Raw genomic sequence first — 24367 nt, 5'->3', positions numbered from 1 at the left:
TCGCCGGATGGGGATGTTTGCCGGTGGTCCGCGGGACGCGGTGAGTCGTGTCCGTCACGTGTCCCGCCGGTCGAGCCAGGTGGTCGCGGCGTGCCGGGGAACGGTGTCCGTCCGACCCCCTACACTCGGAGCGTGGCTGACTCCTTCGTCCATCTTCACAATCACACCGAGTACTCGATGCTCGACGGCGCGGCGAAGGTCGGACCGCTGTTCAAGGAGGCCGAACGCCTCGGCATGACTGCGGTCGGCATGACCGACCACGGAAACATGTACGGCGCGAGCGAGTTCTACAACAAGGCGAAATCCGCTGGGATCAAGCCGATCATCGGCATCGAGGCGTATATCGCGCCGGAGTCCCGGTTCAACACCAAGCGCGTGCTGTGGGGCGACCCGAGCCAGAAGTCCGACGACGTCTCCGGCTCCGGCTCGTACACCCACATGACGATGGTCGCGGAGAACGCGACCGGCGTCCGGAACCTGTTCAAGCTGTCCTCGCGGGCGTCGATCGAGGGTCAGCTCGGCAAGTGGGCCCGCATGGACGAGGAGATCATCGCCGAGCATCACGAGGGCATCATCGCGACCACCGGCTGCCCGTCGGGGGAGATCCAGACCCGGCTGCGTCTGGGTCACGACCGCGAGGCCCTCGAGGCGGCCGCGAAGTGGCAGGAGATCTGGGGCAAGGACAACTTCTTCCTGGAGCTGATGGACCACGGCCTGTCCATCGAGCGGCGGGTCCGCGAGGGGCTGCTGCACATCGGGAAGGCTCTCGGCATCCCGCCGCTGGCGACCAACGACTGCCATTACGTCACCAAGGACGCCGCCGAGAACCACGAGGCGCTGCTGTGCATCCAGACCGGTAAGACGCTGTCCGACCCGACGCGGTTCAAGTTCGACGGTGACGGCTACTACCTGAAGTCGGCGCAGGAGATGCGGGCGCTGTGGGACGGGGAGGTCCCCGGCGCCTGCGACAACACGCTGCTCATCGCCGAGCGGGTGCAGCCGTACGACGAGGTGTGGCAGCACCGGGACCGGATGCCGATCTTCCCGGTTCCCGATGGGCACACGCAGCAGTCGTACCTGCATCACGAGGTGATGCGCGGCCTGCGTGAGACCCGTTTCCCGGGGCGCGAGATCCCCGAGGACTACGTCACGCGCGCCGAGTACGAGATCGGCGTCATCAACGAGATGGGCTTCCCTGCCTACTTCCTCGTGGTCGGTGACCTCATCAACCACGCGAAGGACGTCGGCATCCGGGTCGGTCCCGGTCGTGGCTCGGCCGCCGGCTCGCTCGTCGCGTACGCGATGGGCATCACCAACATCGACCCGATTCCGCACGGTCTGCTGTTCGAGCGGTTCCTCAATCCCGAGCGCGTCTCGATGCCCGACATCGACATCGACTTCGACGATCGCCGCCGGGGCGAAATGGTCCGCTACGCCACCGAGAAGTGGGGTTCGGACAAGGTCGCGCAGGTCATCACCTTCGGCACCATCAAGACGAAGGCCGCCATCAAGGACTCCGCGCGCGTCCAGTTCGGGCAGCCCGGGTTCGCCATCGCCGACCAGATCACCAAGGCGCTGCCGCCGCCGATCATGGCCAAGGACATCTCGGTGTCCGGCATCACCGATCCGGAGCACGAGCGGTACAAGGAGGCCGTCGAGGTCCGGGCGCTCATCGACTCGAATCCCGATGTCGCGAAGATCTACCAGACCGCCAAGGGCCTCGAGGGCCTGATCCGCAACGCGGGCGTGCACGCCTGCGCGGTGATCATGTCCTGTGAGCCGCTCACGGATGCGATCCCCGTGTGGAAGCGCGCCCAGGACGGCGCGATCATCACGGGGTGGGACTACCCGTCGTGCGAGGCCATCGGCCTGCTGAAGATGGACTTCCTCGGTCTGCGCAACCTCACGGTTCTCGGTGACGCCATCGAGAACCTGAAGGCGAACCGGGGCATCGACCTGGACCTCGACGCCCTGCCGCTGGACGACCCCGCGACGTACGAACTGCTGGCCCGCGGCGACACCCTGGGTGTGTTTCAGCTCGACGGCACCGCGATGCGCAGCCTGCTCAAGCTGATGAAGCCGACCGGCTTCGAGGACATCGTCGCCGTGCTCGCTCTGTACCGGCCGGGTCCGATGGGCGTGAACGCGCACACCGACTACGCGAAGCGCAAGAACGGTCTGCAGGAGGTCAAGCCGATCCACCCGGAGCTCGAGGAGCCGCTCAAGGAGATCCTCGCCGAGACGTTCGGCCTGATCGTGTATCAGGAGCAGATCATGCAGATCGCGCAGAAGGTGGCCGGGTACTCGCTCGGCCAGGCAGACCTGCTGCGCCGCGCGATGGGCAAGAAGAAGAAGGAGATCCTCGACGAGGCGTACGACGGCTTCGCCGCGGGCATGAAGGAGAACGGTTTCTCCCAGGGCGCGATCACCGCGCTGTGGGACACCGTCCTCCCGTTCGCCGGCTACGCGTTCAACAAGTCGCACGCCGCCGGCTACGGCCTGGTCTCGTTCTGGACCGCCTACTTCAAGGCGAACTACCCCTCCGAGTACATGGCGGCACTGCTGACGTCCGTCGGCGACGACAAGGACAAGTCGGCGATCTACCTCGCGGACTGCCGGTCGATGGGCATCACGGTGCTGCCGCCCGACGTCAACGAGTCGGTGGTCAACTTCGCCTCGGTCGGCGAGGACATCCGGTTCGGTATGGGCGCCGTCCGCAACGTCGGCGCGAACGTGGTCGAGTCGATCATCTCCGCGCGCACCGAGAAGGGGAAGTACACCGACTTCTCCGACTACCTGAACAAGATCGACGCGCAGGCGTGCAGCAAGAAGGTGACGGAGTCGCTGGTCAAGGCCGGTGCGTTCGACTCCCTGGACCATCCCCGCAAGGGCCTGTTCCTGGTGCACACCGACGCGATCGACGCGGTGATGGGTACCAAGAAGGCGGAGGCCGCGGGCCAGTTCGACCTCTTCGGCGGCGCCGACGCGGACGAGTCGGTGACCTCGGTGTTCAACGTGAAGGTGCCCGACGAGGAGTGGGACACCAAGCATCGGCTGGCGCTCGAGCGGGAGATGCTCGGCCTGTACGTGTCCGGGCACCCGCTCGACGGCGTCGAGCACGTGATCGCCGCGCAGACGGACACCCCGATTGCGGCGATCCTCGAGGGTCAGGCCGGTGACGGCGCGCAGGTCACCGTCGGCGGCATCCTCGCGTCGGTGACGCGCCGGATCAACAAGAACGGATTGACCTGGGCCGCAACGGAACTCGAAGGTGTCGGCGGCGCGTCCGTCGAGGTGATCTTCTTCCCACAGGCGTACGCGGTGTACGGCATGGACATCGCCGAGGACTCGGTGGTCCTGGTGAAGGGCCGCGTCAACGTCCGTGACGAGCGGGTCTCGATCATCGCCAACGACCTGGCGGTGCCGGATCTGTCGGCGATCGGTGTGGCGAAACCGCTCGCGGTGAGTCTGCCGACGCGGCTGTGCACCCCCGACAAGGTCGGGGCGCTCAAGCAGGTCCTGTCGAAGCATCCGGGCACCTCGGATGTGCACCTGCGCCTGATCAGTGGCACCCGGATCACGATGCTCAAGCTCGACGACAGCCTGCGCGTGGAACCGTCGTCGGCGCTGATGGGTGATCTGAAGGCACTGCTCGGCCCGAGTTGCCTGAGCGTGTAGGGGAGAACCGGGGGCCGAGTGGCAGTGGACTCGCTGGGGCGACGCGCGATCAGTGCGTGGGGGAGCGCCAGTGCAGGCGGCGAACCCACCACACCACGACGGTCGCGCCCGCGGCGGAGAGGGCTGCGGGCTGGAGCGCTCCCGTGATGACCAGCACGGCGAGGAACACGAGCAGCCCGGCCGCGAGTGCCTCGAGCTTGTAGAGCGGCCACGGCGCACCGGCGATGTCGATCGTGCCGGTGGGGCGCGACGAACGAGTGAGGCCGACGGTGGTCATGGGTTCAGGCTACCGGGCACCCGAGGTTTCGGTCCACCCAACATTTTCTCCAGGGCGGGTGATCTCCGTCTCGGGCTGCGGACCCGGCGGCGGCGGTGTTCACTGGAACCATGCCGCTGACAGGTGAATACGTACCCAGTCCGAGCTCGTGGGCCGCGGAGCAGGTGGAGGTCTACGAGAAGTCCGGAGGCACCGAGGGCACCACGATGCAGGGCAAGCCGGTGGTGATCCTGACGACCGTCGGGGCCAAGTCGGGCAAGCTCCGCAAGGCCCCTCTCATGCGGGTCGAGCACGACGGCAGCTACGCCGTCGTCGCCTCGCTCGGAGGCGCCCCTCAGAACCCCGTCTGGTACCACAACGTCCTCGCCAACCCGCACGTCGAACTCCAGGACGGCGCCACCAAGCAGGACATGACCGCACGTGAGGTCACCGGCGACGAGAAGGCGCAGTGGTGGGAACGCGCGGTCGCGGCGTGGCCCGACTACGCCGAGTACCAGAAGAAGACGGACCGGCAGATTCCGGTCTTCGTACTCGAGCCCGAGTGATCGGAGGCCACGATGGCGCCGCGCACCGTTGCCGACCAGCTCGTCGCCCAGCTGGTCGACGCGGGTGTGCGGCGCATCTACGGCATCGTCGGTGACAGTCTCAACCCGATCGTCGACGCGGTGCGCCGGACCGGCGGCGCCGCGAAGGGCGGCATCGACTGGATCCACGTCCGGCACGAGGAGGCCGCGGCGTTCGCGGCCGCCGCCGATGCTCAGGTCACCGGAGACCTGGCGGTGTGCGCGGGCTCGTGCGGACCGGGCAATCTGCATCTGATCAACGGGTTGTACGACGCGAACAGGTCCGGCGCGCCCGTGCTGGCGATCGCCTCGCACATCCCCAGCGTGCAGATCGGGTCCGGCTACTTCCAGGAAACCCACCCGGACCGGATCTTCGTCGAGTGCTCGGTGTACTCCGAACTCGTCGCCTCACCCGCGCAGTCGCCGCGCGTCGTGCAGAGCGCCATGCAGCACGCGATCGGCGGACCGGGTGTCTCCGTCGTCACCCTGCCCGGCGACGTCGCCGACCTTCCCGCCGAGGGCACACCAGCGCCGCTGGTCCGCACCCGGCGGCCCGCTGTCGTGCCCGCGTCCGAGGACGTCGCGGCACTCGCGGCGGCGATCGACTCGGCGAACCGGGTCGCGATCTTCGCCGGCCACGGGGTGCGGGGCGCCCGGACCGAGCTGTTGCAACTGGCGGACACCGTCGGTGCGCCGATCGGCCACACCCTGCGCGGAAAGGAGTGGATTCAGTACGACAACCCCTTCGACGTCGGGATGACGGGACTGCTCGGCTACGGAGCCGCCCACGACGGGATGCACGACGCGGACCTGCTGCTCCTCGTCGGCACCGACTTCCCATACGAACAGTTCCTCCCCGACGACGTCCCGACGGCGCAGATCGACGTGGACGCGTCCCGGCTCGGCCGGCGCACGGGGCTCGACCTCGCGGTCCACGGCGACACCGCCAGCACCCTGCGTGCCCTCGCCCCTCTGGTCGAGCGCAAGACCGACCGCAGCTTCCTGGACTCCCAGCTCGCCCGGCACCGCACGCTGATGGACAAGGTGGTCGGCGCCTACACCGGCGACGTGAAGCAGAAGGTGCCGATCCATCCCGAGTACGCGGCGTCGATCCTCGACGATTTCGCCGCACCGGATGCCGTGTTCACCGCGGACACGGGCATGTGCAATGTGTGGACCGCGCGGTACCTGAACCCGAACGGGTCGCGCCGGTTCCTGTCGTCGGCGCTGCACGGGTCGATGGCCAACGCGTTGCCCCACGCGATCGGCGCCCAGGTCGCCTGCCCGGGCAGGCAGGTGATCTCGATGTCCGGTGACGGCGGACTGTCGATGCTCCTCGGCGAGCTGGTCACCCTCGCTGCCACGAACCTGCCGGTCAAGGTCGTGGTGTTCAACAACTCGACCCTGGGCATGGTCAAGCTGGAAATGCTCGTGGACGGGCTGCCCGACTTCGGCGTCGATGTGCCGAACGTCGACTACGCGGCGGTCGCAGGGGCGCTCGGGCTGTTCGCTCGTCGCGTCGAGCAGCCCGGCGACATCGAATCGGGGATGCGGGCGGTGCTGGACCATCCCGGGCCCGCGCTGCTCGACCTGGTGACGGACCCCATGGCGCTGTCGCTGCCGCCGACGATCACGGCGGGGCAGGTGAAGGGTTTCGCGCTCGCGATGTCGAAGATGGTGATGGGCGGCGGAGCCGGAGAGGCCGTGAAGATGGCGAAGTCGAATCTGCGCAACATTCCGAGGCCCTCACAGTTCGGCTGAGGGCGTCGCCGGCGCGGCCCGATTGATCGCAGACGGGGGAGAAGTGGCAGCATGGACGGGTGTCGAACACCCGAGAACTTGCTGACGTGAAGGCTGCGCCGCTCGATGCGCGCGAGATCGATGCCGCCGCGAAGCGAATTTCGGGCGTCGTCGACGCGACCCCGCTGCAGTTCTGCCCGAGGCTCTCGGCCGCGACCGGTGCACGCGTCTTCCTCAAGCGCGAGGACCTGCAGATCGTCCGCTCGTTCAAGATTCGCGGTGCCTACAACCTGATCGTGCAGCTCAGCGAGGCGGAGAAGGCCGCGGGTGTGGTCTGCGCCAGCGCGGGCAACCACGCGCAGGGCGTTGCCTTCGCGTGCAGCAGCATGGGTATCCGCGGCCGGATCTACGTCCCCGCCAACACCCCGAAGCAGAAGCGCGACCGGATCCTCACCCACGGTGCGGGCTTCGTCGAACTGATCGCGACCGGGCAGACGTACGACGCGGCGGCCGAGGCGGCCGCGGCCGACGCCCGCCGGACCGGCGCGACGATGGTGCCCCCGTTCGACGATCCGCGGACGGCAGCAGGTCAGGGCACGATCGCCGCCGAGATCCTCGACCAGCTCGGCGAGGAGCCGGACACCGTCATCGTCCCGGTCGGCGGCGGCGGCCTCATCGCCGGGATCGCCACCTACCTGCAGGAGCGGTCGCCGCAGACGGCGATCGTCGGCGTGGAACCGAGCGGCGCGGCGTCGATGACGGCGGCCCTCGTGGCGGGGGCACCGGTGACGCTCCCCGAGATCGACCCGTTCGTCGACGGCACCGCGGTGCGCCGGATCGGTGACCTGCCGTTCGAGGTGATGTCGAGTCTGGGCGGCGAGGTGGTCACGCACAGTTCGCTGCCGCTGGTGGCCCGGCAGGGTCCGGGGGCCGGCAACTTCACGATGATGCACTCGGACGAGGGCGCCGTGTGCACGGCGCTGCTCGGCCTGTACCAGAACGAGGGTGTCATCGCCGAGCCGTCGGGTGCGCTGGCGGTCGCGGCGCTCGACAACCTCACCGTCGAGCCGGGCTCGACAGTCGTGTGCCTGATCTCCGGCGGCAACAACGACGTCTCCCGCTACGGCGAGATCCTCGAACGCTCCCTCGTTCACAAGGGACTCAAGCACTACTTCCTGGTGGACTTCCCGCAGGAGCCGGGCGCGCTGCGCCGGTTCCTCGACGAGGTTCTCGGCCCGGACGACGACATAACGCTGTTCGAGTACGTGAAGCGGAACAACCGGGAGACGGGCGCCGCGCTGGTGGGGGTCGAGCTCGGTTCAGCGGACGGCATCACGTCGCTGTTGGAGCGGATGGCGTCGTCGCCGATGAAGGTCGAGCAGCTGGAGCCGGGTTCGCCGGCGTACCGCTACCTGACATAGGTGCGACCGTGGGAGCACTGTGGGCGATGACGCTGCCAGGTCTGGTGGTCCTGCTGGTGGTGCTGGCCTCAGCGGAAACCCTGTGGAACCGCCTGACCGGCGGGCGCATGCTGCCGTGGACCCGCAGGCGCGGTGGCAGGACGGTCGCGGCCACCGGGTTCGAAGAGGTCGCGGCGGTGTTCCAGGGCGCCAAGCACCACGAGTTCGAACAGCGGCAGACCACGTTGATGCATCGCGACGAGGCGGGGGACGCGCAGCGCCGGGTCGACGTCGACATCACCGCCAACCGGGTGACGCTGCGGGGACCGTCCACCGACGACTCGCCGGGGCGACTGTCGGAGTGACCGGACGCGGCGCCGATGGGATGGTGGAGCCCATGAGCAACTTCGACGCCCTTCTCGCATCGGTGCCCACTGGTCTGTGGATCGACGGCACGGAGTCCGACGCAGCCGCGGGCGGCAGGTTCGACGTCCAGGATCCCGCCACCGGCCAGGTCCTCACCTCCGTCGCGGACGCCACGGAGCAGGACGCGACACGCGCATTGGACTCGGCATGCCGCGTGCAACGCGACTGGGCAGCGACCCCGCCCCGTCGACGCGCCGAGATACTCCGCGCCGCATGGCAACTCGTCACCGATCGCGCCGAGGACTTCGCGCTTCTGATGACGTTGGAGATGGGTAAGGCGCTCCCGGAGAGCCGTAACGAGGTGGCGTACGGCGCCGAGTTCCTGCGCTGGTTCAGCGAGGAGGCGCCCCGGATCCAGGGCCGGTACACCACTTCACCGTCGGGGAGCGGGCGCATTCTGGTGACGAAGGCTCCTGTCGGGCCGTGCCTGGCGATCACGCCGTGGAACTTTCCGCTCGCCATGGGGACCCGGAAGATCGGGCCTGCGCTGGCGGCCGGGTGCACCATGATCGTGAAACCCGCTTCCTCGACACCGTTGACCATGCAGCTACTGGCGCAGGTGTTCGCCGATGCCGGTCTGCCCGGCGGTGTGCTGTCGGTGTTGCCGACATCGAATGCGGGTGCGGTCAGTGGTCCGCTGATGGCGGATCCTCGGCTTCGGAAGGTGACCTTCACCGGCTCGACCGGTGTCGGACGCAGGCTGATCGAGCAGTCGGCGCCGCAGGTGCTCCGGGTGTCGATGGAACTGGGCGGTAATGCGCCGTTCATCGTGTTCGACGACGCCGATGTCGACGCAGCGGTCGACGGCGCTGTCGCGGCAAAGATGCGCAACGGTGGAGAGGCCTGCACGGCTGCCAACCGCCTGATCGTGGCGAACGCGGTGCGGGAACAATTCACGGTGAAGCTCACCGAGCGGATCGCGGCCATGGTCGTCGGACCGGGCTACGAGGAAGGAACGCAGGTCGGCCCACTGATCGATGCACAGCAGCGCAGTAGCGTCGCGGAGCTCGTGGACGAAGCGGTCGCGGCGGGCGCGCGTGTGCGCACGGGTGGAGCAGTGATCGACGGTCCGGGCTACTACTATCAGCCGACCGTGCTCGACAATGTGCCTGCCGGTTCGCGGATCGTTGCGGAGGAGATCTTCGGCCCGGTCGCCGCGATCACCGGCTTCGACACCGAGGACGAGGCGATCGCCGCCGCGAACTCGACCGAGTTCGGTTTGGCTGCATACATCTACACGCAGTCGCTCGACCGGTCGCTGCGCGTCGCCGACGCTCTCGAATCGGGCATGGTCGGCGTCAACCGTGGCGTCATCTCCGACCCGGCCGCACCGTTCGGCGGTGTCAAGCAGTCCGGGCTGGGAAGTGAGGGTGGCACCGAGGGGATCGAGGAGTACCTCGAGACGAAATACGTGGCGCTGCCGATCTGACGGTCCGCCCTCGTCCACGCTAGGTCTCGAGCACGACGAAGGAATGCCGCGGCACGATCGTCGCCGCACCCGTCGCGTCCTGGGTCACCGGATCCCACCACAGCGCCGGGCTGCCGCCGAACGGCACCGTCACCGGGTCGGTGCCGAGGTTGCAGGCGAGACGAATTCCTCTGCGATGCACAGTGATCCACTGTGTTTTCTCGTCGTAGTCGACGCGGACGTGGTCGAGCCACGGGTCGGTCAACTCCGTGCGCTGCGCACGCAACGCGATCAGATCGCGATAGGTCGCCAGGAGTCGGGCGTGGTGCCCGGAGGAAAGCTCCGACCAGTCGAGCTTCGAGTCCGCGAACGTTCGCGGATCCTGCGGATCGGGGATGTCCGTCGCCGGCCAGCCGTGTGCGGCGAACTCGGCGATCCGTCCCTGTGCGGTCGCCGTGGCGAGTTCCGGCTCGGGATGCGACGTGAAGAACCGGAACGGTGTGCTGGCGCCCCACTCCTCGCCCATGAACAGCATCGGGGTGAAGGGGGAGCACAGGATCAGCGCGGCCTTGATCGCGAGCTGTCCCGGCGTCAGGTATTCGCCGGGTCGATCGCCGGTGGCACGGTTGCCGACCTGGTCGTGCGTGCACGTGTACGCGACCAGCGCGTTCGCGGGTGTGCGCCGGGTGTCGAGGGGGCGGCCGTGCACCCGAGCGCGGAAACTCGAGTACGTACCGGCGTGGAAGAACCCCTGCCGCAGCGTCGTCGCGAGGCACTGGAGCGAACCGAAATCTCCGTAGTAGCCCTGCCTCTCGCCGGAGACGGCGGCGTGGACGGCGTGGTGCACGTCGTCGTCCCACTGCGCGTGCAAGCCGTACCCACCGGCGGATCGGGGCGTGACGAGGGTCGGGTTGTTGAGATCGGATTCGGCGATCAGGGTCAGTGGCCTGCGCAGATGCGTCGACAGTGTCTCCACCTCGATCGCAAGCTCCTCGAGGAGGTGGGTGGCGGTGTGGTCGACGAGTGCGTGCACGGCGTCGAGCCGCAGTCCGTCGATGTGGAAGTCGCGCAGCCAGCGCAGTGCGTTGTCGATGATGTAGCGGCGCACGGGCCCGGAGTCGGGACCGTCGAGATTGAGCGACGCACCCCAGGTGTTGCGACCCTGCGTCAGGTACGGGCCGTAGCGGTCCAGGTAGTTTCCCGACGGGCCGAGATGGTTGTAGACGACGTCGAGGATCACCCCGAGGCCGCGCTCGTGGCAGGCACCGACGAAGCGCTGCAGTCCCTCCGGTCCGCCGTACGGTTCGTGCACCGCGTACCAGAGGACTCCGTCGTAGCCCCAGTTGTGAACGCCGTTGAACCCGTTGACGGGCATCAGTTCCACGAATCCGACGCCGAGGTCCACGAGATGGTCGAGCCGATCGACGGCGGCGTCGAACGTGCCCTCGGCGGTGAACGTTCCGATGTGCAGTTCGTACACGACGCTGCCTGCGAGTTGTCTTCCGGTCCATCGGGAGTCGGTCCAGGACTCCGGATTCACGTCGTGCAGCATCGACGGCGCGTGGACGCCCTCGGGCTGGCGTGGGGAGCGGGGGTCGGGCAGGACGGTCTCGTCGTCGTCGACGACGAAGCCGTAGCGGGCGCCGGTGTCGGCCGGAACCTCGGCGTGCCACCATCCGTCGTCGTCGCGGGTCATCGGGTGCAGACGACCGTCCAGGTGCAGTCGTACCTGGCGTGGGATCGGGGCCCATACGTCGAATTCGCGCGCCGTGCTCACCGCACCAGCATGCCGCACCCGTCGATCGCCCGTCGGGCGCCGCGAGGGTCGCATCGTCGAACCAGGTTGCCTGTTCGGCGATTTGATTGAACGGCAAACTAGCGGTTAACGCTTCCTCGCGGGGGAGACGGCGGCAAGGTTCGCGGTGTATGTTGCAGATTCGATATTGACGGCACGCGAAGAAGCGGCGGTCAGGCGATGGGGGTCGCCCAACCGTGAGTTTTCTGTGACTGTCAATTACAGATCAGCAAACTGGGGAGGGTGAGCGTGGCGTACGTGAATTCGTGGCACCGGGGTGGTGCCGGGACGGAACTCGTCGGTGGTTGGCGGGTGGAATCCACCTTCACGGTCGAGCTCTGTGTCCTACCTGGGTGCTCGCGGCCGGTGGCCGCGGCGGGCGGAGCGTGCACCAGGTGCCGGGCCGGGTACGGCAGCTGGATTCGGCTGGGCGAGTCCAGTTCGGGTACCCACTGTGGACTGTGCGGCGCCGCGGAGATCCTCGGAGATGCGCTGTGCCAGGACTGCGCCGAGATCGCCGACACCAGGGTCGGAGCGAGGGTCGGTATGCGGGCGACCGGCTGAGCCCGTTCGCCCGAACCGGACGTCGGGCCACCCGGCAGCCCCTACGCTGGCCCCATGCACTGTGTGGTCGTGGGTGGGGGACTGGCCGGACTGGCGTCGGCGGTGTGGTTGGCGGAGGCCGGGCATCGGGTGACACTGTTGGAGCGACGGGGATCGCTCGGCGGGCGGACGATCTCGATGCCGCTCGCCGCTGTGGACGATGTGCCGGACAACGGCCAGCACGTCTTCGCCAGCGGATACACCGACCTCATGCGATACCTGGAAAGCGTGGGGACCCGTGAGCACGTCTGCTTCCCGGGGCACATGACCTTCCGGATGCCGGGCGGAGCGACGCGTCGGTCGGCGTTCGCGGGGATCCCCGGACTGCGGGCGGCGTTCGGCGACCTGCCCGGTGTGACCGGCAGGGACCGCTGGCGCACCGCGCGGGCGCAGGCGAGGTTGATCCGTCAGGCGCTGCGTCAGCCGACGTGGCTCGACGACGTCACCGCCGACGAGTGGTTCAGGCGGATCGGGATGCCGCAGACGGCCCGCGACGCACTGTGGGACGGCATCGTCATCGGGCTCACCGGTGACAAGCCGACCATCTCGTCGGCGAAGGTTCCGGCGGATCTCCTCGTCACCGGCATCCGTCGTGCCCGCGCGAGCCGAGCACCCATCTCCATCGGCTACCCGACCGTCGATCTCGACACTCTGTTCGTCGACAGCGCGCAGAAGACGTTCGCCGAAAGCGGTGTGGACGTGCGGTATCGGGCCGTCGTCGGGTCGGTCGCCGTCGTGGACGGCACGGTCGCCGGCGTCACCCTCAAGGACGGGGAGCGGATCACGGCCGATGCGGTGGTGTGCGCGGTCCCGGTGTGGAACGTGAAGGGACTGCTCGACCAGGTGCCCGGCCACGAACGGATCTACGAGGCCGTCGACGCACTCACCCCGGTCCCGATCGTCAGCGTCAACCTGTACCTCGACCGCTCGATCGGCATGGCCGACTGGGGTGAGGTCCTGCTCGGCGGTGAAGGCGTCCTCGAACAGGTGTGGGACCGGCAGCGGATGCACGGCCGCGACGCGTCCCGCACCCACTTCTACTCGACGACCGTGTCCGCGTCGTACGACCTGATCGGCAAGTCGAACACCGAGATCACCGACGTCCAGATGGACATGCTGCGGCGTTTCTACCCCGATGCCCGCGATGCGCGTGTGGTGCACAGTCACGTGGTGCGGATGCCGCGTTCGACGTTCGCGCAGCGCCCCGGTACGGCAGGCATCCGCCCGGAGCAGCGCACCGCGGTCAAGGGGTTGGCACTGGCGGGGGACTGGACCCGCACCGACTGGACCACCACCATGGAGGGCGCCTGCCAGAGCGCGGCCCGAGCAGTGGACGTCATCCTCGAGTACGCCGGCGCCCGCACCTGAACCGGCGACATCAGTCGGCCGCAGCCGCTTTCGCCTGCGCCAGCCGCGCCGCGAGCAGTCGTCGCTCCGGCTGTGTTCCGGCGAGGTCGACCGCATGCTCGAACGCCGCCACCGCCTCGGCGTGCCGCCCGGCCCGCCGCAGCAGGTCACCGCGCGCCGCGGAGAAGGGTGCATAGGACCGCAGTCTCGGGTCGTCGGCCAGCATGTCGAGAAGATCGAGTCCCGCGTCGGCGCCGTCGCGCATCGCGACGGCGACGGCCCGATTCACGGTGACCACCGGCGACGGCGCCACCGACTCCAGAATCTCGTACAACCCGACGATCTGCGGCCAGTCGGTGGAGTCGACGTCGTCCGCCTCGTCGTGCACCGCGGCGATCGCCGCCTGCACCCCGTACGGTCCGGGCGGTCCGCCGGTGAGCGCGGTGACGACGAGCTCGGAGCCCTCGGCGATCATCTGCCGGTCCCACCGCGTCCGGTCCTGGTCCGCGAGCAGCACCACGTCGCCGCCGGGGCCCACCCGGGTTGCGTGCCGGGCATGGGTGAGCAACATCAACGCCAGCAGGCCCGCCACCTCCCGGTCGTTCGGCATCAGTCGGGCCAGGATTCGCGTCAGTCGGATCGCCTCCTCGCAGAGGTCGACCCGTTGCAGCGAAGCGCCTTCGCTGGCGACGTAGCCCTCGGTGAAGATCGAGTAGAGCGCGGCCAGGACGCCGGGAAGTCGGGAGGGGAGCTCGTTCGCGTCCGGGACGCGGAACGGGATCCTCGACACGCGAATCTTCTTCTTGGCGCGCACTATTCGCTGCGCCATGGTCGCGGTCGGGACCAGGAAGGCGCGAGCCACCTCAGGGGTGGTGAGGCCGCCGAGGCAGCGCAACGTCAGCGCGATCCGATCCTCCTCGGCCAGCGCCGGATGGGTGCACGTGAAGAACAGTTGCAGGCGCTCGTCCGGGAGGTCGTCGGTGGGTGGCGGCGCAGTCGCGGGACCGTGGCGGTCCGCCTCGGTCTGGAGGACGGCGAGGCGGGCGGCGTAGGCGGTGTCCCGTCTGAGCCTGTCGACCGCCTTCCGTCTGGCCGTGGTGAGCAGCCACGCGCCCGGCTTCGACGGCACGCCGTCCTGCGGCCAGTGGATCAGGGCCGCCTCGACGGCATCCGCGGTGACCTCCTCGGCGAGGTCGAGATCGCCGAAGCGGGCGACGAGCGCCGCCAGCAGTCGACCACGCTCCTCCCGGAAGACCGCCTCGACGGCCTCCCGAGAGCGGGCGCGGCCCGCCGCGGGCTCGGTCACGGGCTCAGCCCCAGTCCGCGATCGGGCTCACGACGATGCGGCCGCCCCCCTGCGAGCCGGGGCATCTGGCCGCCCAGTCGAGCGCGACGTCGAGGTCGGGGACGTCGATCACGTAGAACCCGCCGACCAGTTCACGGGTCTCGGGGTAGGGGCCGTCGGTGGTGACCGACCGTGTGCCGTCGCGGTCCACCTTCACGCTCGTGCCGGCGGTGAGGTCGGCGAGGGACTCGCCGGAGACGAAGATCCCGGCGTCCTTCACCTGCTTGTCATAGACCATCCAGTCCTCGGGGGTGCAGTCGGACGTGGTGTTCGCAGATTCGGCGTGGATGAGCAGCAGGTACTTCACGATGTTCTCCTTCGCTTCGGTGCGGCGAGTTGCCGTACGTCATGACGACGAACGCGTCCACCGCGAATCGACAGCCCACCGGAGATTATTTCCGATCGGTCCCGCGAGTACCCGAGAGTGTCAAGCTAGGCTTGACGTATTTGTCAGGGTCGGCTTGACTGAGAAGGGAAGGGAGTGGCAATGGATGTGATGATCGAACAGGCACTCGCCGCGGATGTCGCCACGCACGCGGCCGCGGTGACGGTGGCGGCAATGGACGAGGTGAACCGGCGGGCCGATGTGATCGTGCCGCCGGGGCCGCTGCCGGGGACGCCGGAGTGGGAAGCCGAGTCGACGACGTCGATCCCGGCGACGCGCCAGCTGGCGTGGCAGCTCGTGGTGCTGCGAATCCAGCTCGCTGCCGGTCTCGACGGACTCGAATCGGTGATCGTGCTGCGGAGCCAGGGCGTGACGTGGGCGCTCATCGCGCAGGCCGCGGGCGTCACCAGGCAGGCCGCGCACGAGCGGTGGGGAAGCAGGGTGCGGGCCGTCCTCGACCGCTACGGGGAGGGCATGCCCGACACCGTCGCCGACGACGACCCGCCGACCGGCTGATTCCGGTCGGCGGATCCGGTCACGTCAGCGAATCGTGTTGCCGAGATCGATCGGCATGTTGATGCCGGTGATGTGCCGAGCCTCGGAAGACGACAGGAACGCGACGACGCTCGCGACGTCCTCGGGGTCGCTGAAGCCGTCGGGGATGGCGGCCATGAACGTCGGCGCGAGGGTCTCCGCGTAACGCTCGAGCAGCGGCAGCATGTCCGTCATGACCATGCCGGTGGTGACTCCGTGCGGGTGTACGGAGTTCACGCGGATGCGGTGCTCGCCGAGTTCGTTCGCCATCGTCTTCGTCAGGCCCGCGACGCCGTGCTTGCTGGCGACGTAGTGGCCGTAGAACGGCACGCCCTTGATGCCGGCGACGGAGCTGGTGATGACGATCGAGCCGCCCTCGCCCTGCTCGATCAGCTTCGGGATCGCGGCCTTGCAGGTGAAGAACACTCCGGTCAGGTTGACGTCGATGGTCTCCTGCCACTGCTCCGGGGTGATCTCCCACGACAGCGCCGCCGAGCAGATGCCGGCGTTCGCAACGACGATGTCGAGCCGCCCGAGTGACTCGACGCCTGCGTCGAGTGCGGCGCTGACGGCGGCGAAGTCGCGGACGTCGGTCTTGGTTGCGACGATCTTGCGGCCCTGCTCCTCGACGAGGCGCACGGTCTCGGCGAGATCCTCCTCGGTGGCTCCCTCGTACGGGGTCGAGTCGAATTTCACGCACGCGTCGAGGGCGATGATGTCCGCGCCCTCGGAGGCGAACTTCACTGCCTCGGCCCTGCCCTGACCGCGCGCCGCGCCCGTGATGAATGCGACCTTGCCCTCGAACCGATTACCCATGTTCCGTAGTCCTCCGCCGTACCGATTGTGAGTTGTGTTCACGGTCACGGTAGGCGGTGGCGCCTCGCCGTGTGCCGAATTGTCTCGGCCAGTGGTCGGGCGGCGTTCGTCCGGCAGACGGTCACTGCCGGACGAGCAACAGGACGGACCGTCCGGCGAACAGGGCGGACAGTTCGACGGTGCCCTCGAACTCGCGCCCGGTCAGTCGATCGGTCCACCGTCCGGGCGGGAACCGGATGACGGTGCCGTCCCATCGCCGCCCGAATCCGGAGACCGACAGTCGCGCGGTCAGCGCGATCACTTCGTCGCCGCGGAGAAGGCCGACCACGTGGTCGGCGGTGGGGCCGTCCGCGAACACGGGGGTGTAGGAACCTCCGACGAAACACCACGGGCGTTCCCGCCGTATACGCAGCGCTTCGCGGACCACCAGCATTTTCACGGACTCGTCGACCGCGCCTCGTGGGTCGAGCACCGCGAGCAGGGCCCGCCGCACCGCGAAGTCGACGGGCCTGCGGTTGTCAGGGTCGACGAGGGAGTCCTCCCACAGCTCGGTGCCCTGGTATACGTCGGGGATTCCGGGTGCGACGAGTTGCAAGAGCTTCTGGCCGAGTGCGGCGACCTGGCCGTGCGGCGCCAGTCTGCGAACGACGTTCGCCATCGACCGGCACACGGGCCCGGTGAGGACGGCGTCGATCCAGTGGTGCACCTCGTTCTCGAAGTCCGGGTTCGTCGACGCCCAGTCGGTGTGCACGGCCGCCTCCCGAACCGCCTTTGTCGCGTAGTCGTGCAGGCGTACGTGCAGCAGAGACGTCGGTTCACCCTCGACCGGCCACACCCCGAACATCGTCTGCCAGAGGAACAGTCCCGTCGCGGGGTCGGGGCTCGGGGTCGTCGTCTCCCATTCACGCACCGATTCCGCCCACAGATCTGCGACCTGCGACAGGACACCGATCCGGGCGCGCACGTCCTCGCCACGCTTGGTGTCGTGAGTGGACAGGGCGGTCATCGCGGCCGGCCACGACCGCGCCCGCTCGGCCTGCAACAGATGGAACTCGGGAACAGGGATCGCGAATCGGCCCGGGTTTCCGCCGACCTCCTGCAAGGAGGTCAGGCGCGCGGTTCGGTAGAACAACCGGTCCTCGACGGCCTTCGCTGTCGCGGCACCGCAGACCTGCTGCAGGCGGACGGCGGCCTCACCGTTCGCGAGGACGGCACTCGTCACGGCGGACAGCGCTCCGGCGAGGCCCGGCCTGGCGTGCGCGGCATCGCCTGCGGCAGTTGCGAGGACCCCCACAGTCGGTCCGTAGTCCGTTCGGTAGGTGGGGATCCGGGAGACGATCTCGATCACCGCGCCGGTGAGCGGGGCGGTGTCGACGGTGACGGGGGAGTCCCGGCGGATCGCCTCGACGAGTCGGTCCACCTCGGGCTTGAGGCCGCCCCACAGCACTTCACGTTTGGTGTCCCGCTCCGCGGCCGCGAGCGCGTCGGCATCGCCCGCGTCGCCGGTGAACTCGCGGTGCAATTCAGTTAGAGGGCCCTCGCCCGCGGGGTCGACGAACACGCCGCCGAACTCGGCGAGCGCGTCGTATCCGGTGGTGCCGTCCACGGGGAGCGCGGGATCGAGGGATTCGCCGTGCGTGAGGATCTTCTCGGCGACGAGCCAGCGGGCGGGACCGACGACGGCACGCAGTTGGGTGAGGTAGCCCGTCGGGTCCGCGAGTCCGTCCGGGTGGTCGACCCGGACGCCGTCGACGAGGTCGTCGGCGATCCACGACGCGACCTCGCGGTGTGTCGCCTCGAAGACGGCCGGATCCTCCTGCCGCACCGCGGCCAGCGAGTCGACGGTGAAGAACCGGCGGTAGCCGACGCGCCCGCTGCGCCAGTGCACCAGCTCGTACGCCTGTTCGGCGTGGGTCGCCGCGGCGTCGCCGCGGTCCGTTCCGGGGGCGATGGGGAAGCGGCGCTCGTGGTAGGCCAGAGTGGGTTCCGGACCGGAGCGGTCGACGGTCAACTCCGCCGTACCGTCGTCACCGAGGACCGGGACCGCGAATCGTCCCTGCGTCCAGTCGATGTCGAAGAACTCCGCGTACTCGGAGCTGCGACCGTTCCGCAGCACGTCCCACCACCAGGGATTCTCCTGGGGTCGGTCCACCCCGACGTGGTTCGGTACCAGGTCGACGACGACACCCATGTCACGGGAGCGCAGGTCCGCGACGAGGGCCGACAACGCCTCCCGTCCGCCGAGCGCCGCGGAGACGGTCGTCGGGTCGGTGACGTCGTACCCGTGCGTCGAGCCCGCGCCCGCGGTCAGGACAGGAGAGAGGTACAGGTGTGAGATGCCCAGATTCTGCAGGTAGTCGGCGAGCTTCCGGGCGTCGTCGAGGGTGAGGGCGTCGGGCCGCAACTGCAGTCGGTACGTCGAGGTGATCGGCCGCACCGTCAGTCCACCCGCCGCAGCACCGTCAACGACCGCGCCCCGGCCTTCAGGTTCGCGCCGCCGTCGACGACCGCATCGGAATGTCCGGTCGGGGTGTCGGTGTCGAGGACGACCTCCCAGTGCGAGCCGGCCGCGACCTCGGGGACGGTGAACTCGATGCCTTCGTCGTGGGCGTTGAAACACAGCAGGAAGGAATCGTCGCGGACCGGTTCGCCGCGATGGTTCGGCTCGCGGATCGCGTCACCGTTGAGGAGGGCCGCCAGGGACCGGGCGAAGCCTCTGCCCCAGTCGCTTTCGGTCATCTCGGTGCCTGCGGGCGTGAGCCACAGGATGTCGCGGGCCGATTCGCCCGCGGTGACCTGCCTGCCCTCGAAGAACCGGCGCCGCCGGAACACCGGATGTGCGGCACGCAACGCCATCACCCGCTGCGTGAACTCGAGAAGATCCGAATTCGTCTGTGCCAGAGTCCAGTCCATCCACGACAGGGGAGAGTCCTGGCAGTACACGTTGTTGTTGCCGTGCTGGGTGCGGCCCATCTCGTCGCCGTGCGCGAGCATCGGCGTGCCCTGACTCAGCAGCAGCGTCGCGAGGATGTTGCGGCGCTGCCGGGCGCGCAACGCGAGGACCTCCGGATCGTCCGTCTCGCCCTCCACGCCGCAGTTCCAGGACCTGTTGTGGCTCTCGCCGTCGCGGTTGTCCTCCCCGTTCGCCATGTTGTGTTTCTCGTTGTAGGACACCAGGTCCGCCAGTGTGAAGCCGTCGTGTGCGGTGACGAAGTTGATGCTCGCGCTGGGCCTCCGCCCGGTCGCCTCGTAGAGATCGGAGGAGCCCGTCAGTCGCGACGCGAACTCGCCGAGGGTGGCCGGCTCGCCGCGCCAGTAGTCGCGGACGGTGTCCCGGTACTTGCCGTTCCACTCCGTCCACAGTCCCGGGAAGTTGCCGACCTGGTAGCCGCCCTCGCCGATGTCCCAGGGTTCGGCGATCAGCTTGACCTGGCTGACCACCGGGTCCTGTTGCACGAGATCGAAGAACGCCGACAGTCGGTCCACGTCGTGCAGTTCACGAGCCAGCGTCGAGGCGAGGTCGAACCGGAACCCGTCGACGTGCATCTCGAGGACCCAGTAGCGCAGCGAGTCCATGATCAGTTGCAGTGTGTGCGGGTGGCGGGCGTTGAGGCTGTTGCCGGTGCCGGTGTAGTCCATGTACGTGGACTTGTCGTCGTCGACGAGTCGGTAGTAGGCGGCATTGTCGATACCGCGGAAGTTCAGGGTCGGGCCGCGGTCGTTTCCTTCCGCGGTGTGGTTGTAGACGACGTCGAGGATGACCTCGATGCCGGCGACGTGGAACGCCCGGACCATCGCCTTGAACTCCGCCACCACCGCCGACGGTTTCTCGAACGCCGCGTAGCCGGCGTGCGGCGCGAGGAACCCGAAGGTGTTGTACCCCCAGTAGTTGTGCAGACCCTGGTCGACGAGCACCTGATCGTCGAGGAACTGGTGGACGGGCATCAGCTCGATCGCGGTGACGCCGAGCTTGGTCAGGTGCTCGATGACGACGGGGTGCGCGAGCCCCGTGTACGTGCCGCGCAGGTCCTCGGGCACCCCCGGGTGGGTGGCGGTCATCCCCTTGACGTGTGCCTCGTAGATCACCGTCTCGTGGTAAGGCCGTTTCGGTGCGCGATCGGACTGCCAATCGAAGTACGGGTTGATGACCACGGTCGTCATGGTGTGGCCGAGCGTGTCCGCGCCGAACGTGCGCAGCGACGAGTCCCCGTCGAAGTCGCCGTCGAACGCCTTGCCGTACGGGTCGAGGAGCAGTTTCGAGGCGTCGCAGCGGTGGCCGGCGTCGGGCTCGTACGGCCCGTGCACCCGGTAGCCGTACCGCTGACCCGGGACGACGTTCGGCAGGTACGCGTGCCACACGTAGCCGTCCACCTCGGTGAGCGGAATCCGTTCCTCCGTGCCGTCCCGTGCGATGAGGCACAGCTCGACCGACTCCGCGACCTCGGAAAACAGGGAGAAGTTCGTTCCGGCCCCGTCGTAGGTCGCGCCGAGTGGATATGCGTGGCCCGGCCAGACGGCGCGGGCGGGCGGTGACGCGGACTCGGGCATGGCTCGACCCTAGTGTGCGACGCGACGGTGAGCGCGTCGGATGATCCGGGTCACCACCAGCCGGTCGAGACTCCGAGCTGCCTGTCGAGTTCCGGCGCGAGGGTGCGCGAGTACGCGGTGGTCATGTGGTCGGTGTCGCGGTAGATCAGCACGTTACCCTCGACGACCCGGCATCGGTCGGGTCGGCAGACGGCGTCCGAGAGATCCATCGGGTACACGGTCGGCAACGGCGCCGACGCGTCCCGAGCCGGGTCCACGGCGTCGAGCACCGCGGTTCGGTCCATGCCGCACGAGTCGGCGTCGCCGCCGTTGGCGAGGCAGTCGGCTGCGCGATAGATGACGCCGTCCTCCCACAACCACGGGGTGTCCCGCACGACCGCTGCGGGAATGTCCAGTTCCGACAGTCGCTCCCACATGCGCACGTAGCCTTCGGGCGTCCAGTCGCCGCCGACGTGGTCGGGCCGCGGCCGCGTCGAGGTGCTGAAGACGAGATCGGGCGGGGACGCGGCGAGCGCGCCGAGCACCGAGCCGGACCAGATCGTGCACTCGTCGGGCTCGTCGTCGGGTGCCGCCACCGTCACTGGGCAGCCGACCTTCATGTACGTCTCCAACCGTAGCCCGCGGTCGCGGGCGATCGACTCGAGCGCGGGGAACCAGTGTTCGGCGTGCGAACCTCCGATGACCGCCACGGTTCGGGTCCCGTCCGGATCGCCGTACTCACAGCGGAGCGGATCCACCATGCCGCCACCCGCGAGGCACTCGTCGGCGGTGGTGACCGGCAGGTCGAGATGCGCGACGTAGCGGGAGGGCTGCTCGGGTCGAACCGGAACCTCGTCGCCGGTCGCGAGAACCGCGGCGCCCGGGTAGGCCGCGGGGTCGATGTCGGCGAGGTGGGAGATCTCGTCCGACTTGCCGGCGATCGACATGATCCACCCACTGGTGGCGGCGAGGACCGCGACCGCCAGCGCAGCGACACCCGCCACGAGAGTGCGGCGGCGCGGTGACGGTACGCCGCGTCTGATGGGCTCTTCCACCAGGCGGGTGGTCAGGTGTGCAAGCACAAGCGAGACCGCGATGACGGCAAGCCCGCCCGCCGGGCCGACGTCCGGACGGTCCAGGGCGATCAGGGTGAAGATGAGCACCGGCCAGTGCCACAGGTACAGCGAGTACGCGATGTCTCCGAGGCGCTGCAGCGCGGGGGACGCCAGCAGCCTCGACGCGGGTCCGCCGGCGACGATCACCGCGAGCGCACCTCCCACCGGCACCAGCGCCCACGGTCCGGGGAACTCGTGCCTGCCGTCGAGCAGGAAGCCGGTGCCGACGATCGCGATCAGCCCGGCCACACCGAAGAGTGCCTGAAGCGCTCGCGGCAGCCGGAGCCACGGCATCGCGCAGGCCAGCAGACCGCCGGCCAGCAGCTCCCACATGCGCGCACCGGTGTCGTAGTAGAGCCACGACTGCGGGTGCTCGGCAGAGATGGCGTACCAGAACGAGCCGGCCGCCAGAGCGGCGAGCAGGCCCGTGATCGGGCCACGGACCGCGACCCCTCGGGACCGGAGCAGCCAGGCGGTGCCGAACACCACGAGCAGCGCTGCCAGGTAGAACTGTCCCTGAACGGAGATCGACCACAGGTGCTGGAGCGGGCTCACCGACGGGTCGGCGGCGAGATAGTCGCTCGCCGTCTCCGCGAGGTGCCAGTTCTCCCAGAAGAACAGCGCGGACCGGCCCTGTTCGGCGAGGCCCAGCCACGAGGTGGGTGCGAGCAGTGCCACCGTGGCCGCCGCTGTCGCCGCCAGGACCAGAACGAGCGGGGCGAGGAGGCGGCGGGCGGTTCGCAGCAGCACCGGCCGTGGATCGAGTGGCGCCGCCGATTCGGCGGCGCGCACCAGTGATCCGACGAAGAAGAACCCGGCAAGGGTGAGGAAGACGTCGACGCCACCGGACACCTTGCCGAACCACACGTGGAAGACGACGACCAGGGCGATCGCCAATCCACGCAGGCCGTCGAGATCCGCGCGGTGCGGCGCACGGGTGGACGGTGCGGACGGGGCGAGGGCGGGCTCGGACATGGTCGTGCGGACGGGCAAAACTCTCCCTCGGTGGCGCGGCCGGTTCGATGCTCGGTGCACCAGTCTAGGCGTGCGTCCGGATCTGCCTTTCGGACGGGACGCTATCGTCGGGCCACGTGAGCACCGACCGCTATCCCAGTCACCGTATTGCCGAGCTCGATGCCGCCCACCTGTGGCATCCGTACGGTGCGTTTCCGGCGACCACCGAGCCGCTGGTCGTGGAGAGCGCCGCGGGCGTGCGGCTGACGCTCGGCGACGGCACCGAACTCGTCGACGGCATGAGCTCCTGGTGGTCGGCGGTGCACGGCTACCGGCACCCTGTCCTCGACGCCGCGGCGACCGCACAACTCGGCCGGATGAGCCATGTGATGTTCGGGGGACTGACCCACGAACCGGCTGTACGCCTTGCGGAATTGCTGGTGAGGATCACGCCGGACGGTCTCGACAAGGTGTTCCTCGCGGACTCGGGCTCCGTGTCCGTCGAGGTGGCGATCAAGATCGCGCTGCAGTACCAGCGGGCAATCGGCCGGCCCGGCCGGCACCGGCTGATGACCTGGCGGGGTGGCTACCACGGCGACACATTCGCGCCGATGAGCGTGTGCGACCCGACGGGCGGCATGCACTCGATGTGGACCGACGTGCTGGCCCGACAGGTGTTCGCACCCGCGCCTCCCCGCGAGTACGAGCCGGGCTATGTCGCCGAGTTCGAGGAGATTCTGGTCCGGCACGCCGACGAGCTGGCGGCGGTGATCGTCGAACCGGTGGTCCAGGGCGCGGGCGGGATGCGCTTCCACGATCCGCGGTACCTGCGTGAGTTGCGCCGGATGTGCGACGGGCACGGGCTGCTCCTGATCTTCGACGAGATCGCCACCGGATTCGGTCGCACCGGCGAGCTGTTCGCCGCCGACCACGCCGGCGTGACCCCCGACCTGATGTGCGTCGGCAAGGCGCTCACCGGCGGATACCTCACCCTCGCCGCCGTCCTCTGCACCTCCGCGATCGCCGAGGCGATCAGCATCGGGGAGGGCGGCGGCGTCATGCACGGGCCCACGTTCATGGGCAACCCGCTCGCGTGCGCGATCGCGGTCGCGGCGGTGGAACTGTTGCTGTCGCGGGACTGGCGGGCGGAGGTGGCGGCGCTCGAGGCCGGACTGGACGCGGGTCTCGCAACGGTGCGGGATCTGCCCGGTGTCGCCGATGTGCGGGTGCTCGCCGGCATCGGGGTGATCGAGATGGCGGAGCCGGTCGACATGCGGTCCACGACCGCGGCCGCGGTCGGCGAGGGTGCGTGGCTGCGACCGTTCGGGAAGCTGATCTATGCGATGCCGCCGTACGTGTGCACGCCGGACGATGTCGCGACGATCACCCGAGGCATGGTCGCCGCAGCCCGCAGCCAGCTGAACACCTGACCGGGACACCCGGGGCTTGAACAC

18 protein-coding genes are annotated in these 24367 nt (G+C 68.9%); 10 read left to right on the top strand and 8 right to left on the bottom strand.

The genetic code is table 11. From position 1 onward, the window contains the following. Positions 1-132: 132 nt before the first annotated feature. Entirely contained in the window at positions 133-3678 is a 3546-nt protein-coding gene (gene dnaE, locus ACFSJG_RS12380; protein ID WP_378485522.1) for a DNA polymerase III subunit alpha, read from the top strand. Between the two features lie 49 nt (positions 3679-3727). On the opposite strand, the gene ACFSJG_RS12375 is transcribed toward dnaE, so the two are convergent. Further along, entirely contained in the window at positions 3728-3955 is a 228-nt protein-coding gene (locus ACFSJG_RS12375) for a hypothetical protein (protein ID WP_378485521.1), read from the bottom strand. A gap of 110 nt (positions 3956-4065) precedes the next feature. Between ACFSJG_RS12375 and ACFSJG_RS12370 the strand changes: the two genes are divergently transcribed. From ACFSJG_RS12370 to ACFSJG_RS12350, 5 genes are read left to right on the top strand one after another with little or no spacing between them, the layout of a single operon-like run. Continuing rightward, positions 4066-4500, top strand: coding sequence for a nitroreductase family deazaflavin-dependent oxidoreductase (locus tag ACFSJG_RS12370; RefSeq protein WP_378485520.1), 435 nt, complete (start codon positions 4066-4068; stop codon positions 4498-4500). Positions 4501-4512: 12 nt separating this feature from the next. Continuing rightward, the gene (locus ACFSJG_RS12365) at positions 4513-6279 is read left to right on the top strand and encodes a pyruvate dehydrogenase (RefSeq protein ID WP_378485519.1); all 1767 of its coding nucleotides are present in this window, start codon (positions 4513-4515) and stop codon (positions 6277-6279) included. 59 nt (positions 6280-6338) lie between these two features. Continuing rightward, on the top strand, positions 6339-7679 hold the full coding sequence (gene ilvA / locus ACFSJG_RS12360) for a threonine ammonia-lyase IlvA (protein ID WP_378485518.1): 1341 nt from the start codon (positions 6339-6341) through the stop codon (positions 7677-7679). 8 nt (positions 7680-7687) lie between these two features. Continuing rightward, positions 7688-8023, top strand: coding sequence for a DUF6191 domain-containing protein (locus ACFSJG_RS12355; RefSeq protein WP_378485517.1), 336 nt, complete (start codon positions 7688-7690; stop codon positions 8021-8023). 32 nt (positions 8024-8055) lie between these two features. Beyond that, positions 8056-9513: an NAD-dependent succinate-semialdehyde dehydrogenase gene (locus ACFSJG_RS12350; protein WP_378485516.1), complete on the top strand. Its 1458-nt coding sequence runs from the start codon at positions 8056-8058 to the stop codon at positions 9511-9513. 19 nt (positions 9514-9532) lie between these two features. Here the strand turns inward: ACFSJG_RS12350 and treZ are convergent, their stop codons facing one another. Continuing rightward, a complete protein-coding gene (gene treZ, locus ACFSJG_RS12345; RefSeq protein ID WP_378485515.1) occupies positions 9533-11269 on the bottom strand; it encodes a malto-oligosyltrehalose trehalohydrolase in 1737 nt (578 codons plus the stop codon). Positions 11270-11536: 267 nt separating this feature from the next. On the opposite strand from treZ, the gene ACFSJG_RS12340 reads away from it, so the two are divergent. Together ACFSJG_RS12340 and hpnE are read left to right on the top strand one after the other, a co-directional pair. Then, positions 11537-11851: a hypothetical protein gene (locus tag ACFSJG_RS12340; RefSeq protein WP_378485514.1), complete on the top strand. Its 315-nt coding sequence runs from the start codon at positions 11537-11539 to the stop codon at positions 11849-11851. Positions 11852-11905: 54 nt separating this feature from the next. Then, a complete protein-coding gene (hpnE, locus tag ACFSJG_RS12335) occupies positions 11906-13258 on the top strand; it encodes a hydroxysqualene dehydroxylase HpnE (RefSeq protein WP_378485513.1) in 1353 nt (450 codons plus the stop codon). A 10-nt stretch (positions 13259-13268) separates the two neighbouring features. On the opposite strand, the gene ACFSJG_RS12330 is transcribed toward hpnE, so the two are convergent. Both ACFSJG_RS12330 and ACFSJG_RS12325 read right to left on the bottom strand, forming a co-directional pair. Next, on the bottom strand, positions 13269-14543 hold the full coding sequence (locus ACFSJG_RS12330) for an RNA polymerase sigma factor (RefSeq protein ID WP_378485512.1): 1275 nt from the start codon (positions 14541-14543) through the stop codon (positions 13269-13271). A 4-nt stretch (positions 14544-14547) separates the two neighbouring features. Further along, entirely contained in the window at positions 14548-14889 is a 342-nt protein-coding gene (locus ACFSJG_RS12325) for a YciI family protein (protein WP_378485511.1), read from the bottom strand. Positions 14890-15069: 180 nt separating this feature from the next. Here ACFSJG_RS12325 and ACFSJG_RS12320 point away from each other — a divergent pair, with 180 nt between their 5' ends. Beyond that, positions 15070-15483: a hypothetical protein gene (locus tag ACFSJG_RS12320; protein ID WP_378485510.1), complete on the top strand. Its 414-nt coding sequence runs from the start codon at positions 15070-15072 to the stop codon at positions 15481-15483. A 24-nt stretch (positions 15484-15507) separates the two neighbouring features. Here ACFSJG_RS12320 and ACFSJG_RS12315 read toward each other — a convergent pair whose 3' ends face one another. The 4 genes from ACFSJG_RS12315 to ACFSJG_RS12300 form a co-directional block, all read right to left on the bottom strand. Beyond that, entirely contained in the window at positions 15508-16317 is an 810-nt protein-coding gene (locus ACFSJG_RS12315; protein WP_378485509.1) for a mycofactocin-coupled SDR family oxidoreductase, read from the bottom strand. A 121-nt stretch (positions 16318-16438) separates the two neighbouring features. Further along, on the bottom strand, positions 16439-18754 hold the full coding sequence (gene treY / locus ACFSJG_RS12310; RefSeq protein WP_378485508.1) for a malto-oligosyltrehalose synthase: 2316 nt from the start codon (positions 18752-18754) through the stop codon (positions 16439-16441). Positions 18755-18756: 2 nt separating this feature from the next. Then, the gene (gene glgX, locus ACFSJG_RS12305; RefSeq protein ID WP_378485507.1) at positions 18757-20865 is read right to left on the bottom strand and encodes a glycogen debranching protein GlgX; all 2109 of its coding nucleotides are present in this window, start codon (positions 20863-20865) and stop codon (positions 18757-18759) included. A 50-nt stretch (positions 20866-20915) separates the two neighbouring features. Then, a complete protein-coding gene (locus ACFSJG_RS12300) occupies positions 20916-22934 on the bottom strand; it encodes an acyltransferase family protein (protein WP_378485506.1) in 2019 nt (672 codons plus the stop codon). A 116-nt stretch (positions 22935-23050) separates the two neighbouring features. Between ACFSJG_RS12300 and ACFSJG_RS12295 the strand changes: the two genes are divergently transcribed. Then, positions 23051-24343 (top strand): adenosylmethionine--8-amino-7-oxononanoate transaminase, encoded by a 1293-nt coding sequence (locus ACFSJG_RS12295; RefSeq protein WP_378485505.1) that lies wholly within the window; start codon positions 23051-23053, stop codon positions 24341-24343. Positions 24344-24367 lie beyond the last annotated feature (24 nt).

The organism is Rhodococcus gannanensis, assembly GCF_042681175.1.
Taxonomy (GTDB): Bacteria; Actinomycetota; Actinomycetes; order Mycobacteriales; family Mycobacteriaceae; genus Rhodococcus_G; species Rhodococcus_G gannanensis.
The sequence above is the reverse complement of the archived record's forward strand: the minus strand, read 5'-3'. Positions and strand labels throughout refer to the sequence as shown.

Coding starts and splice junctions, on each gene's coding strand:
- ACFSJG_RS12315 (WP_378485509.1), bottom strand. CDS start 16,317: ATGGGTAATCGGTTCGAGGGCAAGGTCGCATTCATCACGGGCGCGGCG.
- ACFSJG_RS12365 (WP_378485519.1), top strand. CDS start 4,513: ATGGCGCCGCGCACCGTTGCCGACCAGCTCGTCGCCCAGCTGGTCGAC.
- ACFSJG_RS12370 (WP_378485520.1), top strand. CDS start 4,066: ATGCCGCTGACAGGTGAATACGTACCCAGTCCGAGCTCGTGGGCCGCG.
- ACFSJG_RS12300 (WP_378485506.1), bottom strand. CDS start 22,934: ATGTCCGAGCCCGCCCTCGCCCCGTCCGCACCGTCCACCCGTGCGCCG.
- glgX (WP_378485507.1), bottom strand. CDS start 20,865: ATGCCCGAGTCCGCGTCACCGCCCGCCCGCGCCGTCTGGCCGGGCCAC.
- ACFSJG_RS12375 (WP_378485521.1), bottom strand. CDS start 3,955: ATGACCACCGTCGGCCTCACTCGTTCGTCGCGCCCCACCGGCACGATC.
- ACFSJG_RS12320 (WP_378485510.1), top strand. CDS start 15,070: ATGGATGTGATGATCGAACAGGCACTCGCCGCGGATGTCGCCACGCAC.
- hpnE (WP_378485513.1), top strand. CDS start 11,906: ATGCACTGTGTGGTCGTGGGTGGGGGACTGGCCGGACTGGCGTCGGCG.
- ACFSJG_RS12350 (WP_378485516.1), top strand. CDS start 8,056: ATGAGCAACTTCGACGCCCTTCTCGCATCGGTGCCCACTGGTCTGTGG.